This is a genomic window from Nocardia sp. NPDC051570 (genome assembly GCF_044454005.1).
Lineage (GTDB): Bacteria > Actinomycetota > Actinomycetes > Mycobacteriales > Mycobacteriaceae > Nocardia.
The window spans coordinates 85,177-100,457 of record NZ_JBITDI010000017.1; the positions used below are offsets into that span (position 1 = coordinate 85,177).

The window sequence follows — 15,281 nt, forward strand, 5'->3', positions numbered from 1 at the left end:
ACCCCGCACGAACGAATCATCCGTGATCGCGCACAGTCGGCGTGTCGGCGCGGACAGGAACGGGATGAACGGGCACGGTGAGGATATGAACGTAACCTCGGGAACGTTCCAGCGCATCTACGATCCGAGCGTGGGGGAGGATCGCGAGTGGTATATCAACGACCACACCGTGATTCGCGCCGCGGACGGGCGCTGGCATCTGTTCGGCATCACCCATCCCGAGCCGGCGGATCCGGAGAACGAGATCGAATTCGCCCACGCCACGGCCGATGCGCTGCTCGGCCCGTGGACCAAGCAGCCGCCCGCGCTGACCGTGGACTACGCCTACGGGGAGACGCATCTGTGGGCACCGCATGTCGTGCGGGACGGCGATCGGTACTGCATGTTCTATGCCGGGGGCGGGGCCGACCGGACCGCCGCCGAGATGAATCTCGCCGTCTCCACCGATCTGTTCGACTGGCAGCGCCATCCGGGTGGCCCGCTGTTCGAGGACGGGTACGACGCGCGCGATCCGATGGTGCTGCGGTTGGCGGATCGATGGGTGATGTACTACTGCGCGACCAGCGATCCGGCGGGCGGCAATCATGTCGTCGCCTACCGGACCAGCACCGATCTGGTGAACTGGTGCGACCGCGAGATCGCGTTCACCGATCCGAGCACCGGCACCGGCGCCGGGAATACCGAATCGCCGTTCGTGCTGCCGCACAACGGTTCCTGGTATCTGTTCATCGGTCCGCGCCCGGATTACGTGGGCACCGATGTATTCCGCAGCGATGATCCGCTGTCGTTCCAGCTGGCCGATCAGGTCGGTCACATTCCCGCGCACGCCGCCGAGATCGTCGACGACGACGGCGCCCTGTGGGTCACCAGTGCGGGCTGGGGTCAGGGCGGTGTGTCGGTCGCGCCCTTGCTTTTCCAGGAGTGAGCATGTTTCTCGGGATCGATATCGGTACGTCCGGCTCCAAGGCCGTGCTGGTGGACCCGGACGGCACGATCGTCGCCAGGGCCGAACGGGCGCACGGTGTTTCGACCCCACATCCGGGCTGGGTCGAACACGACGCACAGGCGGTGTGGTGGGCCGATTTCCTCGCCCTGGTCGGCGAGGTGATCCGCACCGACGCCGACCGCGCGGGCCTGCGCGGACTCGCGGTGAGCGGCATCGGTCCCTGTCTGCTGCCCGCCGATGAGCGGGGCACGCCGCTGCGCCCGGCGATCCTCTACGGCGTCGACACCCGCGCCACCGCCGAAATCGCCGAGTTGAACGAGGAATTGGGTGCGGAGGCGGTGCTGCGGCGGGCGGGCTCGCCGCTGACATCGCAGGCGGTGGGGCCGAAGCTGCGCTGGCTGGCCCGACACGAGCCGCAGGTGTACGCGCGGATGCGAATGCTGTTGATGGCCAGCTCATTTCTCGTGCATCGGCTCACCGGCCGGTATGTGCTCGATCACGAGTCGGCCAGCCAATGCGTGCCCATGTACGACCTGCATCGCCGCGAATGGGCCTCGGACTGGGCGGAATCCGTCGCGCCGGGTCTGCCGCTGCCCGAATTGGCCTGGCCCACCGAGATTGTCGGTGCGGTGACGCGGGAGGCGGCCGCCGCCACCGGACTTCCGGCCGGACTGCCGATCACCACCGGCACCATCGACGCGTGGGCCGAGGCCGCGAGCGTCGGGGTGCGGGCGCCCGGGGATGCGATGGTCATGTACGGGACCACCATGTTCCTGGTGCAGGTACTGACCGATCCCCGGCCGCATCCGGGACTGTGGGGCACGTGCGGAACCTGGCCTGGCACATACACTCTCGCCGCCGGCATGGCCACCTCCGGTGCGGTGACCGATTGGCTGCGCCGCCTGGTCGGCGGCGAATTCGCCGATCTGGTGCGAGAGGCCGATGCGGTGCCCGCGGGCAGCCGCGGCCTGATCCTGCTGCCCTACTTCGCGGGCGAGCGCACGCCGCTGTTCGATCCCGATGCCCGCGGCCTGCTCGCCGGGCTCACCCTCGGGCACGGGCGCGCCGAGATCTACCGGGCCGCGCTGGAGGGGATCGGATACGGCGTGCGGCACAATCTCGAGGCGATGGCGGCGGCCGGGGGCAGCGCGCGGCGGCTGGTAGCGGTCGGTGGCGGCACCAAGGGCGGGCTGTGGACGCGAATCGTCTCCGATATCACCGGTCTGCCGCAACAACTTCCGGCCGAGACCGTCGGCGCGTGCCTGGGCGACGCGCTGCTGGCCGCCGAGGCGAGCGGCGTGGCCACCGCCGACTGGAATCCGGTGGTGACGACCGTGCAGCCGGATCCCGCGCACACCGCCGTCTACGACGAGTTCTACCGGCACTACCGAGGGCTGTACGAATCCACCCGCGAGAGCGCTCATTTCCTGGCCGATCAGCAGCGCCGGGCCGCGCCGTGACGTGATGGGCTGGTTCGTGGGAGAATCCAGCCCATGTCCACGCAGGTGTTGACACAGCAAAACTTCGAGCGGACGGTGTCCGCCGGTGCGATCGTGCTGGTGGATTACTGGGCGGACTGGTGCGGGTGGTGTAGTCGATTCGCGCCCATCTACGAGGAATCGGCGAACCAGCATCGCGATATCGTGCACGGCACCGTCGATGCCGAGGCCGAATCCGCCCTGGCCGCGGCCGCCCAGATCAATAGTCTGCCGACCCTGCAGGCGTATCGCGAAGGCCTGCTGGTGTATTCGAATCCGGGCTTTCAAACCGCCGCGCAGCTGGAGGATCTGGTCCAGCAGATCATGTGGCTGGATATGGATGCCGTGCGCCGCGAGATAGGCCAGCAGATCCCCGGTTTCACCGAGGCCCACTCCGAGCCGATGCTGACCGGCCCCGCCCCGACCGCGGGCCTGGCCGCCGGGGCGACCGGCTACGGCTGGCCGGGCCTGCGCCTGAGCTGAGCTGAGTTGTCGCACTGAGTTGGCTGAGTGGTTCGTACCGAGTTGGCTGATTCGTTCGCGCCGAGTCGGCTGAGTCGTCCGCAGCGAGCCCTCAGAACCTGGTGCGCGCGAGCCACGTACTGAGCACTGCGGCATCGCCCGACACCCGCACCCGCGGCGGTTCGACCGGGATCCGCCCCAGCAGCACCAGGAACAGGTCCGCGGCCGTCGCCTCGACCCCCGCGGTGGCGGACGCGGTATCGGTATCCCATTCGATCACGCTGTCGCCCTTGCGGATTCGCCAGTGATCCGCGTCATCGATGGCGTGCAGCGACAGGGTGTCGCCCGCGTCCAGCGGCGGCGCGAAGCGGGGCGAGCCCAGCGCGATGAGCCCCAGCAGTTCGGAGATGCCGTCGGCGGCGAGGGCGGGATCCAGATCGACCTCGCGGTCCAGCGCCAGCAGCGCGTCGGCGCGATGCCCGGTCGCCTCGTGCAGGCGGCGGCGGACCCACCACTCGCTCGGCCGTGGCCGCGAAAACGGCGTCCACACCGGCACTTCCGGCCCGACGTCGTCGACCGCATCGATCACCACCCGCGCGCCCTCGCGTAGCCAAGCCGCCGCCTCGGCCACCGCCCGCGGTCGCCGGATATCGGGAACTCGATCGAAATCCATTGCCGTGGCGGCACGTTCGGCAATCATGGCGGCGGCCCAACGATGCCCACCCCCCACATGCGCGACCAGATTGGCCAGCGTCCAATCCGGACAGGTCGGTATCGGCGTGGCCGGATCGGCCTCGAGGTAGAGCTCGGCCAGGCGGTCGGTCTCCTCGAGCAATGCTCCGCGCACGACCGTGGTGTCGAGAGAAGTCACCACCGGAACGCTAGTCACCATGATCGGCGCGGACCACTCGTGCGGTCCGGGCGGTCGGCGGTGGAATCTCCGGGGGTGCGGGCGATTCGGCACCGGAATGGGGCTGGGCGTGCCAAAATCCGGATGGTGCACGAGATATGGCGGCTCGATCAGGCACGGACTCGTTCGATCAGCGCGGAGAACCCTACGGGGGCGCCGGGTCAAGGTGGGCGCGCGACCACCGGAACGGGTGCGGATGCGGCGCGCGATCTGGGTGTCGGCTGGAAGGTGTCGCCGTCGATCCTGGTGAATCCGGGGCAGACGGCCGTACTCGCCGATATCACCGGGCCGGGGATCATCCGGCACTTCTGGCTCACCACCGATCGGTCGGTGTTGCAGCAGATCACCCTGCGGCTGTATTGGGATTCCGATACCGATCCGTCGATCGATGTGCCGCTGGGCTCGTTCTTCTGCAATGCCTGGGACCAGCTGGGGTTGGTGGGCTCCGAGATGGTCGTGGTCGCGCCCGCGGGCGGATTCAACAGCTACTGGCCCATGCCGTTTCGCGCGCATGCGCGCATCGAGCTGACCAACGGTGCCGACCATGCGGTGCCGGTGTACTACCAGGTGACCTATCTCGAGGAGGATGTGCCGCGCGAGGCGGGATATCTGCATGCCAGCTGGCGGCATGTCGATCCGCTGGGTCATCCGGCCATCCACACCGTCCTGGACGACACGCCCGGGCCCGGCCGCTATGTCGGCACCTACCTATCGATCTGCCCGAACGCGCCGGCCTGGTGGGGCGAGGGCGAGATGAAGTTCTACTTCGACGGTGACACCGAATTCCCGACCATCTGCGGCACCGGCACCGAGGACTACTTCGGCGGTGCGTGGAACTTCGATATCGACGGCGCGTATCGCCCGTACTCCACGCCGTATCTCGGCCTCGTGCAGGCGTTACCGCCGGATCAGATCTATCAGCCCCAGCAGCGCTTCGGCATGTACCGCTGGCATGTGCGCGATCCCATCTGCTTCCAGCGCAGTATGCGGGTCACCATTCAGGCGCTGGGCTGGGGCGCCAACGGCCGCTATCTGCCGCTCGAGGACGCCGAGATCGGAACCACTGCGTTGTGGTATCAAAACCGTCTGGTTACGGCTCGGCGCTGAAGCAACATCGATGTGAAAAGCGCCGCGTTCGTTCGGATCGGGTGCAAGGTGGAGATATGCGTGCCCTCGTGATCGAAAAGCCCGGACGATTCTCGGTCGAGTCGGTGCCCGATCCGACCCCCGGACCCACGGAGGCGGTCGTGCGGGTGGGTGCCGTCGGCATCTGCGGCACCGACGCGCATATCGTCAACGGGGAATTCCCGCCCACCCCGTATCCGATCGTGCCCGGACACGAATTCGCCGGAGAGGTGGTGGCCGTCGGCGGCGATGCGGCGGGGGTGCGCGTGGGGGATATGGTCGCCGTCGATCCGTCGCTGTTCTGCGGGCGCTGCCACTACTGCGCGATCGGGCGGGGCAATCTCTGCGAGAACTGGGGCGCGATCGGCGACACCGTCGACGGGGCCATGGCCGAATACGTGGCGGTGCCCGCGGCCAACTGCCATCGGCTGCCCGGTCATCTCTCGGCCGCGCACGGGGCGCTGATCGAGCCGCTGTCGTGCGCGGTGCACGGATTCGATGTGCTGCCACGGCAATTGGGTTCGCACTATCTCATCTACGGCGCGGGCACGATGGGCCTGCTGATGCTGCAGCTGGCCACCGCGGCCGGTGCGGCGTCGGTCTCGGTGATCGATGTCAATGCCGGGCGGCTCGAAGTGTCGCGCACGCTCGGCGCCGATGCGGCGTCGACGTCGGCCGACGAACTGGATCGGCCCGAGGGCTGGGAGATCGTCATCGACTGCACCGGTGCGATCGCGGCGATCGAGGACGGGCTGGCGCGGGTCCGGCGCGGGGGTACCTTCCAGCAGTTCGGGGTCGCCGCCGGCGATGCGCGCGCGGCCGTATCGCCGTTCCGGATCTACAACGACGAGATCACCATCGTCGGTTCGATGGCCGTGCTGCACAGCTTCGGGCGTGCGGTGGATCTGCTGTGCGAGGGGGTGGTGGACGCCGACACGATGATCACCCACGATTTCCCGCTCGACGAATTCGACGAGGCGTTGCGCACCTTCCGGTCCGGGATCGGGCGCAAGATCCAGATCCGGCCCTCGGGGCGGCGCTGATGCTGGTCGCGGGCGTCGACAGTTCGACGCAGTCGTGCAAGGTGGTCGTCTGCGACGCCGACAGTGGAAAAATCGTGCGGGAGAACAGGATTGCGCATCCGGACGGGACGGAGGTGCCCGCGGCCGCGTGGTGGGACGCGTGGCTCGCGGCCGCGGACGGGCTGCTCGACGGGGTCGGGGCGATCGCGGTGGCCGCTCAGCAGCACGGCCTGGTGACGCTGGATGAGCAGGGGCGGCCGGTGCGGGATGCGTTGCTGTGGAACGACACTCGCTCGGCGGGAGCGGCGGTGGATCTGGTCGGGGAGTTGGGCGGTCCGGCCGAGTGGGCCGAGGCGGTCGGTAGCGTGCCGTTGGCCGCGCATACCGTGGCGAAGCTGCGGTGGCTGGCCGATCATGAGCCCGGCCATGCGGATCGGGTGGCGCGGGTGCTGTTGCCGCACGACTACCTCACCTGGCGATTGCGTGGTGGGACACCGGATGTCGAGCCGACCACCGATCGTGGCGATGCGTCCGGCACCGGGTATTGGTCACCGGCCGAGGGGCGTTATCGAGAGGAGCTGGTGCGGCTGGCCTTTCGCGGGCGTCGCCCCGAGTTGCCGCGGGTGCTCGGGCCCGCGGAGGCGGCGGGGCATACCCCCGATGGTGTGCTGGTGGCGGCCGGGACGGGCGACAATGCCGCCGCCGCACTGGGTTTGGGACTCGGTGACGGTGAGGTGGTGGTCTCGCTGGGGACCAGCGGGACCGTATTCACCCGCAGCCCGTCGCCGTCCGCCGACGCCAGCGGTGCGATCAACGGATTCGCCGATGCCACCGGCGGCCATCTGCCGCTGGTGTGCACCCTCAATGCCGCGCGCGTCCTGGAATACGCCGCGGCCGTGCTGGGTGTCGGCCTGACCGAGCTGGAAGACCTTGCCCGCCGGTCTGTTCCGGGCGCCCACGGCCTCACGCTGCTGCCCTATCTGACCGGTGAGCGGACCCCCGATCTGCCCGATGAGACCGGTACCCTGCACGGCCTGACCCCGCTGACCATGCGACCGGAACATATCGCCCGGGCCGCGATCGAGGGCATGCTGTGCAATCTCGCCGATGCGCTCGACCAGCTGCGCACCCTCGAACCCCGCCGGGTGCTGCTGATCGGCGGGGCCGCGGCCAGTCCTCTGGTGGCCGGCATCGCCCGCGACCTGTTCGACCTGGCCGTGACGGTCCCCGAACCCCGCGAATACGTGGCCCTCGGGGCCGCCCGCCAGGCCGCCTGGGCTTTGGCCGCGACCCCGGCCCCGCCCGAATGGCCCGCCCCGCCCGCTCGCGAGATCCCGGCCCCCGAGGGCGATCCCGGTCGTGAGATTCGCGAACGTTACGGCCGTATCCGCCGACTCGTCCACGGCCGGTAACCTGTCCGCCTCCGGGCGCGACCATGATGGACGTAGGCCAGGAAAATCGGATGAATGCGCGGAACCGGTCGCCTACAGTCGTTTCCATGACCTGGACAGTTCCGGAGGTGGACCGGTCCGAACCGCTCGGCACTGGCGGCGAGCGGGCAATGCTGCAGTCGTGGCTGGACTACCACCGGATGACGTTGTTGCGCAAGTGTTCCGGGCTCACCGGTGAGCAGTTGATGCTGCGCAGCGTCGAACCCTCGGGGTTGACGCTGCTGGGGCTGATTCGGCACCTCACCGATGTGGAGCGATGCTGGTTCCGGCAGCGGGCCGCGGGGGAGGACATCGAATCGCTGTACATCACCGAATCGAATCTGGACGCCGATTTCGACGAGTTCGCCGATACCGCGGCCGAACGAGTCGTCGCGGCGTTGTGCGACGAGATCGAGGTCTGCGACAAGGCCGTGGCGAGTCTGCCCCTCGAGCACACCTTCATCCGCCCGGCTACCGGGGAGACACTGTCGCTGCGCTGGGTCTATCTGCACATGATCGAGGAGTACGCCCGGCACAACGGGCACGCTGATCTGCTGCGCGAACGCGTCGACGGTGTCACCGGGGAGTGAGTAGCCCGTGATCGTGGGGCTGCGCGAACGTGTTGACGGCATCACGGCGGTGTGAGTAGCCCCGTGATCGTGGGGCTGCGCGAACGCGTCGACAACATCACTGCGGAGTGAGCAGCCCGTAATCACGGGCCCAACCGGCGATCTGGGTGCGCGAGGTGAAGCCGAGCTTGGTGAGGATGTGCTCGACGTGGGTCTCCGCCGTGCGCACCGAGATCACCAGTTCCGCGGCGATGCGCTTGTTACTGTGGCCGACGGCCACCAGGCGGGCGACATCCTTCTCCCGTCGCGTGAGCACATCCAGTGCCGCCGTGTCGATTCGGCGCGGCGGGGCGGGCGGCCGTTCGGGTGGTGCGGCGGCACGGCCCAGCGCGTAGTCGATGGCGGCGGGCAGCGCCAAGGCCGCGCCGCTGTCATAGGCGGCGCGAAAACGTTTCTCGCCCAGCGTGTCCCGGACCTGTGCGCGCACCTTCTCGCCGACCGCGCCGATGATCGCATGCGCCAGCCGCACGGTGCTGCGCTGCAGGGTCTGGGCCGCGCCCATCAGGCGGGCCGCGCGCTCGACCTCGCCGCGCGCGGCATCCGACCAGGCCATCCCCTCGAATGCCGATGCCAGCCAGACGCAGCGATCGAACAGGGCCAGCATCTCGATGGCCCGGGCCAGGTACTCGGCGGCCGCGTCCTGATTACCGCGCCGCCAATGGTCCAGGCCCACCGCCCACAGCGCCAGTCCGCCCAGCAGATGCGAGCCGTATCGCGTTGTCAGCGCGAGGAATTCGGCCGCGATCGCCGTGGCGCGCTCATCGGCCAGCACGGTCGCGCAGATGAATCCGAAGGCCAGACTGTCCATTTCGACGGTCTGCCGTCCGCAGTCGCGGGCCCGGGCGGCGGCCTGTTCGCAGCGGGCCAGCGCGCCCGCGGTATCGCCGTCGCTGAAGACGATCAGCGCCTCGCCGAGGCGCGCCTCGGCGAGGATATCGTCCGCGCCCAGATCGGTGGCCAGCGTGAGGCATTCGTGCATCAACCGACCCGCGGGCGCGCGATCGGACAACAGTGCCGCGAGCGATCCCGCCGAGGACAGGCCGCGCGCCCGCATCGGCGTCGGCTCCGGACAGCGGGCCAGCGCGTCGGTGAGCCAGCGATAGCCCTCCGACAGAAACCGGTAATGCTCCCAGTACGGTCGCAACGCGGTCGCGGTCTCCAGCGCCAGCAGCGGCGCGTCGGTGAGCGAGAACTGCAGCGCCGAACGGAGATTCGCATGTTCGCGGCTCAGGTCCCGGAACCACGCCACATCCTCCTCGCCGCCATAGGCCTGCTGACCCCGCAGCGCCAGGGCCCGGTAGTGGTCGCGGTGGCGGGCCCGCACCGTCGCCTCGCCGCCGCGTTCGGTCAGCCGATCGTGCGCGAACTGCCGAATCGGTTCCAGCATCGAGTATCTGGCCGTGGCACCCTCGTACCGCTGTGTGAGCACCGACTTGTCCACCAGACCCGCCAGCGCGTCGATCACCGGCGGCTCGCCTGCGCCGAGCAGGCAGACCGCCTCGGCCGCGTCGAAGTCGAATCCGCCCGTGAAGACCGAAAGTTGTTCCCACAGTAGCTGTTCGGCGGGGGAGCACAGGTCGTAGCTCCAGCGGATCGCGCCCTCGATGGTCTGCTGCCGCTGGGGTGCGGTGCGCGGCCCGGCGCGCAGCAGCGCCATGGTGTTGTCCAGGCGGTCCAGGATCTGTTCGGGGGTGAAGACGCGAAAACGCAAGGCCGCCAGCTCGAGTGCGAGCGGAATACCGTCCAGGCGCCGGCAGATCGATACCAGGGTCCGCTGATTGGCCGCAGTGCGGGCGAATTCGGGATTGGCGGCGCTCGCGCGCTCGACCAGCAGCCGCAGCGCGTCGCTGTCGGGTTCGACGGCGGGCAGTGGCGGCACCGGCATCACCTGTTCGCCCGGGATGCCGAGCACCTCGCGGCTGGTGGCCAGCACCCGCACCCGGCCGGTCGCCGCGACGATCCGCTCGGCCAGGGTCGCGACCGCATCGATGAGATGTTCGCAGTTGTCCACGATGAGCAGCAGCTGCTTCCCGGCCAGGAATTCGGTGAGCCGCCGCAGCGGGGCGGTGGTGTCGTCGCGCAGATGCAGCGCCTCGACCACGCAGAGGGTGACCAGTTCCGGATCGCGCACATCGGCCAGTTCCACCAGCCATACGCCGTCGGGGAAGGATCGTGTCACGAGCTCACCGACCTGCCGCGACAGCCTGGTCTTACCCACTCCGCCAGGGCCGAGCAGGGTCAGCACCCGCGTCGAGGACAGCAGCCGGCGCGCGGTGGCCAGTTCGTCGCGGCGGCCGATGAAGCTGGTGACTTCGGCCGGAAGGTTTCCGGTAACTCGCCGCGCCATATTCGGTAACACTATCGTCACCTCGATTCCCGGTGGGTGGGCTTCGATGGCACGGGCATAGTGTGGATGTGCGGACAGTTGCAGTGTCCGCAAGATTTCCGCCTATCACGAGGAGGCACCCGCCGTGCGTATCGGCATCACGCTCGACCAACCGACCGGACCGGACGCGTTGCTTCGGCTGACCGAGGATTTGCAGCAGGCCGCCGACGAGGGCTTCGAATCCGCCTGGCTGCCCCATATCTTCGGGCTCGACGCGCTGACCGCGCTCGCGATCGCCGGCAGCCGCGTGCCCGGTATCGAGCTCGCCACGAGTGTCGTGCCGACCTATCCGCGTCATCCGGGCGCGCTCGCGCAGCAGGCCCGCACCACCGCCCTGGCCGTCGGGCCGGGACGGCTGAGCCTGGGCATCGGGCTGTCGCACAAGATCGTCATCGAGAACATGTACGGCTACGACTTCGCCAAGCCCGCCCGGCATATGAAGGAGTATCTGTCGGTGCTGATGCCGCTGCTCGAGGGGCAGCCGGTGTCGTATACGGGCGAGACGATCCGCGCCAATCTGGCGCTGGAGGTGCCCAACGAGGGTTCGGTGCCGGTGCTGCTGGCCGCGATGGGACCGGCGATGCTGAGGCTGGCGGGCCGCCACACCGACGGCACGGTGCTGTGGCTGACCGGACCGGCGACCATCCGCACCCATATCGCGCCGATCATCACCGCCGCGGCCGCGGAGGCCGGTCGGCCCGCGCCGCGCGTGGTGTGCACGTTGCCCGTGTGCGTGACCGACGATCCCGACGCGGTCCGTGACAAGGCGGGCAAGGTGTTCGAGGCCTACGGCTCGCTGCCGTCCTATCGCGAGATGATGGACCGCGAGGGCGCCGCGGGGCCCGCCGATCTGGCCATCGTCGGCACCGAGGATCAGGTGGCCGCCCGCATCCACGAGATCATCGCCTCGGGCGCAACGGAATTCGTGGGCTCCCTGTTCACCCGGGGTGACTCCGCGGCCCGCACCCGCAAGCTGCTCGCGGGATTGGCGGACTGAGTTCCGATGGCGCGGCGTGCCCGCGTGGCCGATGTGCACGACCTGGCGGCGGCCCTGCCGCATGTGACGGTCGAGCGCGGCCCCGCGGGCAATCCCGTCTATCAGGTCGGGCGCAAGTCGTTCATCTTCTTCCGCACGCCGCGCCCGGATGCCGTCGACCCCGAGACCGGTGAGCGCTTCGCCGATGTGATCGTGTTCTGGGTGCCGTCGGAGTCGGACAAGCTTGCGCTGGTGCAGGATTCGGATTCGCCGTTCTTCACCACGCCGCATTTCGACGGGCATCTGTCGGTGCTGCTGCGCGGCGCTCATATCGGGCGGCTCGACCTCGACGAATTGCGTGAGGTGGTGCAGGATGCGTGGCTGTCCCGCGCATCGGCGGCGCGGGCGCGCCGATTCCTTGACCTCGAGCATGCTCGAGGTAGCACGCTGGAGACATGACACAGTCTGCCGAAACCTGGAACAACGCCTACGACAACGACACCGCGCCGTGGGTGATCGGCGCGCCGCAACCCGCGATCGTCGCGCTGGAACGGGAGGGCCGCATCGCCGGACGGGTGCTGGATCCGGGATGCGGCGCGGGTGAGCACACGATCATGCTGACCGAGCGCGGCTATGACGTGCTGGGCGTGGATCTGTCACCCAGCGCGGTCGCCTATGCCCGTCGTAACGCGGCCGAAAAGGGTTCGCCCGCAGCACGATTCGAAGTCACCGATATGGTGCGGGTCGGCGCGGATCCGGAGTACGCCGCGCGGCTGGGCGTCTTCGACACCATCATCGACAGTGCGCTGTTCCATGTCTTCCTCGAAGATCCCGAGCTGCGCGCAGCTTACGTCCGCAGTCTGCACGCCCTGTGCAAGCCCGGCGGCACACTGCATCTGCTGGCGCTCCGATGCCGAACCAGGTTTCGGCCCCCGCATCAGCGATGGCATGATCCGCGAATCCTTCACCACCGGTTGGGATCTGGATGATCTGCGGCCGTCGCAGTACTCCGGCCGCGTCACCGAGTCGGTCGCCGATCATGTCCAGGGCCTCGACGTCGCCGCCGACGGCACCGTCCGCGTCGCCGCCTGGCTGGCCCGCATCCGCCGCGTCTAGGCCCGCCCTTGTCGTATCCGCGGGCCTCAGCGCCACCGCGCGCGCCGGGGCAGCAGCAGCCGCCCGGCCTCGTGCGAGACCTCGAGGACGACCCGGGCCAGGCGATCGAAGCTCATCCCATCGGCGCGGCCCGACAGCGACAGCGCCGCGGGAGCGGTGCCGCGGCCGCGCAAAGGCGCTGCGACGCAGGCGATTCCGGGGACGGCCTCCTCGCGGTCGATCGATACGCCCTGACGCTGGCGGATATGGGCGAGTTCGCGCTGCAGGGCCTCGGGTTCGCAGACGGTGCGCGGGGTCAGCCGCGGCAGCCGGACGCGGAACGCCGCCTCGGCGATATCGGGTTCGAGCGTGGCCAGCATGGCCTTGCCCAAAGCCGTTGCGTGCGCGGGCATCCGGCCGCCCAGCCGGGTGGGCAGGGCGGCGGCGAAGCGGCCGCCGGCCTTGTCCAGATACACCACATCGCGTCCGTCGAGCACCGCCAGATGTCCGACCATGCCGGTGCGCTGGGACAACTCGTGCAGCAGCGGGCTGACCGCCTCGCGGATCTCGTTGTGATCGGCGGTGAGTCCGCCCAGCTCCAGCGTGCGCATTCCCAGCCGGTAGCCGCCCGAGGAGTGCGCCAGCCAGCGCAGCCGGATCATCTGGTCCAGAATGCGATGCACGGTCGAGCGCGGCAGTCCGGTCCGGTCGACCAGCTCCAGCAGCGTCAGGGTGGGGGTGGAGGCATCGAACGCGTCGAGGATGAGCGTCATCCGTTCGATCATCGACACCGGATTCGAGCCGCGCTCCGTCGGGGGGCGACCGGCGGTGGTGGCGCGGTCCGCCGAGGGCAGCACGGTGACGGTCATATGTACCTCCGTTGGCTCATATGCAGCCTAGAAGCCGTGCGACCAGGCATGAGCGGATTCCGATTTGTGTCACCAGTCACAGTGCTAGCCGCGCGGGCCGCGCGAATCGGGGGAATTACGTACGCATTACCGATCTGTGGCGCCGGACCCGTTGTCGGTGAAGGTCACTCGGACCGAGACCGGGGTGGTCTGCAGCGCGGCGAAGCCCGCGGCCGTCAGCGGGGCCAGCCGCGGATGCGGTGCGAACGCCTTGGCCCGGGCCACCACATCGTCGTCGGGGCGCAGTTCGGCGCGGCCGAGGCGCCACCTATCCCCTTGGCGCAGCCGTACTTCCGGATTCGCGCGCACGTTGTTGCCCCAGCCCGAACGCAGGCCGTGCTGGCAGATGATCCACGCGCCCTCGTCGTCGAACAGTACCGATACCGGCACCCGGCGCGGCTGACCGGATTTGCGCCCGACCGTCTCGAGTTCGGTCGCGAAGGCCGACCGCACCCCGACCCGGTCCAGGGCGCGGAAGGTCGGGTTGACCACGTAGCGGCCCATCGCCCGCTCCATGGCGAACTTGCGGGCCAGCCGGTCGGTGCGGACCGGGCCGCGCTGCGGGCGCAGGGCGTCCAATCCGTTGCGCCGCAACATGGTCGCGGCCGTGCGCCAGGGCGAGCGCGCCGGATTCGGCTCCAGGCCCGCGCCGAGCCGGTGCAGCTGATCGGTGTGCCACTGCAGATCCAATGCGCCGTCGAGCGCCTTGACGGTGCGCACCCGCGCCAGCCGACCGCGCAGGCCCAGCGAAATGGCCGGCGGCCGTAGGGTGTCGGTGCGATCGCTGAGCAGATCGTCCGCGGCGGTGGTGATCACGGCCGTCGGTCTGCCCACGCCGATCACATCGCAGGCGCCCGATTCCACCGCATCGGCCATCGCCGCGCGGGATCGGAAGCCGCCGGTGACCGCCAGCGGCACCGCGGCCGCCGCGCGCCGCACGGTCTCGGCGTATTCGAGGAAGTACGCCTCGCGGGCCCGGGTGCTCGACGAGCGACCCATCATCGCCGGGGATTCGTAACTGCCACCGCTGATTTCGATGAGATCCAGGTGTTCGGCCGCGAGCCGCTCGATGACCGCGCGCGATTCGTCCTCGGTGAAGCCACCGCGCTGGAAATCGGCGGAGTTCAGCTTGATGCCGACCGCGAAGCCCGGGCTCACCGCCGCGCGAATGGCCCGCGCGACCTCGATCACGAACCGCGAGCGCCGCTGCGGATCGCCGCCCCATTCGTCGGTGCGGTGATTGGCCAAGGGGGACAGGAACTGTGAGACCAGATAGCCGTGCGCGCCGTGGATCTGCACGCCATCGAAGCCCGCGGTCTCCACGACGCGGGCAGCGGCGGCGAAGCGGGCGATGATGTCGAGGATCTCCGCCTCGGTCAGCGCCCGCGGCGTCGGCATGCCCGGGATACCGAGTGCGACCGCCGAGGGCGCCACCGGCCGCCGCCGCGACGCGATCGGATTCGATTGCCGCCCGGGGTGATTGAGCTGCACCCAGACCGGAGTGCCGCCGTCCTTACCCGCTTTGGCCCAGCGGGTCAGCCTCTCGAGGTGCCGCTCGTCCTCGATGGCGACATTGCCCGGCTCGCCGAGCTGGGCGCGGTCGATCATGACGTTCCCGGTGACGATGAGCCCGAATCCGCCCGTGCCCCATCGCTCGAACAGCCGCCGCAGACGCTCGTCCGGGCCGTGCTCGCGGTCGCCGAGGCCCTCGCTCAGGGCGGATTTCATGATGCGATTCGGCAGCACCTGTCCACAGGGAAGGGGCAGGGGTTCGGTCAAGGTCGCCAAGGTCGTACTCCCTTCCATACGGTCCACCCCGATAGTAGACCGATTGGTATAGTAGGGAGGATAGTACACCGATCGGTCTACATCAAGGGTAGGCTGCTGGGGACGGAGACCGTGCAGGAAGGGGAC

15 protein-coding genes are annotated in these 15,281 nt (G+C 69.2%); 11 read left to right on the forward strand and 4 right to left on the reverse strand.

Annotated elements, in window-relative coordinates; all coding sequences use genetic code 11:
• Positions 1 to 85: 85 nt before the first annotated feature.
• The 3 genes from ACIA76_RS33590 to ACIA76_RS33600 are packed head-to-tail and all read left to right on the forward strand — an operon-like array spanning position 86 to position 2,907.
• A complete protein-coding gene (locus ACIA76_RS33590) occupies positions 86 to 925 on the forward strand; it encodes a glycosyl hydrolase family 32 (RefSeq protein WP_397157710.1) in 840 nt (279 codons plus the stop codon).
• 2 nt (positions 926 to 927) lie between these two features.
• Positions 928 to 2,406: an FGGY-family carbohydrate kinase gene (locus ACIA76_RS33595; RefSeq protein WP_397157712.1), complete on the forward strand. Its 1,479-nt coding sequence runs from the start codon at positions 928 to 930 to the stop codon at positions 2,404 to 2,406.
• A gap of 33 nt (positions 2,407 to 2,439) precedes the next feature.
• Positions 2,440 to 2,907, forward strand: coding sequence for a thioredoxin family protein (locus ACIA76_RS33600; protein ID WP_397157714.1), 468 nt, complete (start codon positions 2,440 to 2,442; stop codon positions 2,905 to 2,907).
• 91 nt (positions 2,908 to 2,998) lie between these two features.
• Here ACIA76_RS33600 and ACIA76_RS33605 read toward each other — a convergent pair whose 3' ends face one another.
• Complete coding sequence (locus ACIA76_RS33605) at positions 2,999 to 3,757, reverse strand: maleylpyruvate isomerase family mycothiol-dependent enzyme (protein ID WP_397157715.1); 759 nt, start codon at positions 3,755 to 3,757, stop codon at positions 2,999 to 3,001.
• Positions 3,758 to 3,880: 123 nt separating this feature from the next.
• On the opposite strand from ACIA76_RS33605, the gene ACIA76_RS33610 reads away from it, so the two are divergent.
• The 4 genes from ACIA76_RS33610 to ACIA76_RS33625 all read left to right on the forward strand — a co-directional run bounded on the left by ACIA76_RS33610 (position 3,881) and on the right by ACIA76_RS33625 (position 7,963).
• Positions 3,881 to 4,903, forward strand: a complete 1,023-nt coding sequence (locus ACIA76_RS33610) for a glycoside hydrolase family 172 protein (protein WP_397157717.1) — start codon at positions 3,881 to 3,883, stop codon at positions 4,901 to 4,903.
• 56 nt (positions 4,904 to 4,959) lie between these two features.
• Positions 4,960 to 5,964, forward strand: a complete 1,005-nt coding sequence (locus ACIA76_RS33615) for a zinc-dependent alcohol dehydrogenase family protein (protein WP_397157719.1) — start codon at positions 4,960 to 4,962, stop codon at positions 5,962 to 5,964.
• Positions 5,961 to 7,355 (forward strand): FGGY family carbohydrate kinase, encoded by a 1,395-nt coding sequence (locus ACIA76_RS33620; RefSeq protein ID WP_397157891.1) that lies wholly within the window; start codon positions 5,961 to 5,963, stop codon positions 7,353 to 7,355. The genes ACIA76_RS33615 and ACIA76_RS33620 overlap by 4 nt, the downstream gene beginning before the upstream one ends.
• 86 nt (positions 7,356 to 7,441) lie before the next feature.
• Complete coding sequence (locus ACIA76_RS33625) at positions 7,442 to 7,963, forward strand: DinB family protein (RefSeq protein ID WP_397157721.1); 522 nt, start codon at positions 7,442 to 7,444, stop codon at positions 7,961 to 7,963.
• A gap of 97 nt (positions 7,964 to 8,060) precedes the next feature.
• Here ACIA76_RS33625 and ACIA76_RS33630 read toward each other — a convergent pair whose 3' ends face one another.
• Complete coding sequence (locus tag ACIA76_RS33630; protein WP_397157723.1) at positions 8,061 to 10,349, reverse strand: LuxR C-terminal-related transcriptional regulator; 2,289 nt, start codon at positions 10,347 to 10,349, stop codon at positions 8,061 to 8,063.
• Between the two features lie 124 nt (positions 10,350 to 10,473).
• Between ACIA76_RS33630 and ACIA76_RS33635 the strand changes: the two genes are divergently transcribed.
• The 4 genes from ACIA76_RS33635 to ACIA76_RS33650 are packed head-to-tail and all read left to right on the forward strand — an operon-like array spanning position 10,474 to position 12,480.
• Positions 10,474 to 11,385, forward strand: coding sequence for an LLM class F420-dependent oxidoreductase (locus tag ACIA76_RS33635; RefSeq protein WP_397157725.1), 912 nt, complete (start codon positions 10,474 to 10,476; stop codon positions 11,383 to 11,385).
• A gap of 6 nt (positions 11,386 to 11,391) precedes the next feature.
• The gene (locus ACIA76_RS33640) at positions 11,392 to 11,823 is read left to right on the forward strand and encodes an MmcQ/YjbR family DNA-binding protein (RefSeq protein ID WP_397157727.1); all 432 of its coding nucleotides are present in this window, start codon (positions 11,392 to 11,394) and stop codon (positions 11,821 to 11,823) included.
• Entirely contained in the window at positions 11,820 to 12,353 is a 534-nt protein-coding gene (locus tag ACIA76_RS33645) for a class I SAM-dependent methyltransferase (RefSeq protein ID WP_397157729.1), read from the forward strand. The genes ACIA76_RS33640 and ACIA76_RS33645 overlap by 4 nt, the downstream gene beginning before the upstream one ends.
• Entirely contained in the window at positions 12,313 to 12,480 is a 168-nt protein-coding gene (locus ACIA76_RS33650; RefSeq protein WP_397157731.1) for a hypothetical protein, read from the forward strand. The genes ACIA76_RS33645 and ACIA76_RS33650 overlap by 41 nt, the downstream gene beginning before the upstream one ends.
• A 26-nt stretch (positions 12,481 to 12,506) precedes the next feature.
• On the opposite strand, the gene ACIA76_RS33655 is transcribed toward ACIA76_RS33650, so the two are convergent.
• Together ACIA76_RS33655 and ACIA76_RS33660 are read right to left on the reverse strand one after the other, a co-directional pair.
• A complete protein-coding gene (locus ACIA76_RS33655; protein ID WP_397157733.1) occupies positions 12,507 to 13,328 on the reverse strand; it encodes an IclR family transcriptional regulator in 822 nt (273 codons plus the stop codon).
• A 126-nt stretch (positions 13,329 to 13,454) separates the two neighbouring features.
• Positions 13,455 to 15,173: a nitroreductase family deazaflavin-dependent oxidoreductase gene (locus tag ACIA76_RS33660; RefSeq protein WP_397157735.1), complete on the reverse strand. Its 1,719-nt coding sequence runs from the start codon at positions 15,171 to 15,173 to the stop codon at positions 13,455 to 13,457.
• Between the last annotated feature and the right edge of the window lie 108 nt (positions 15,174 to 15,281).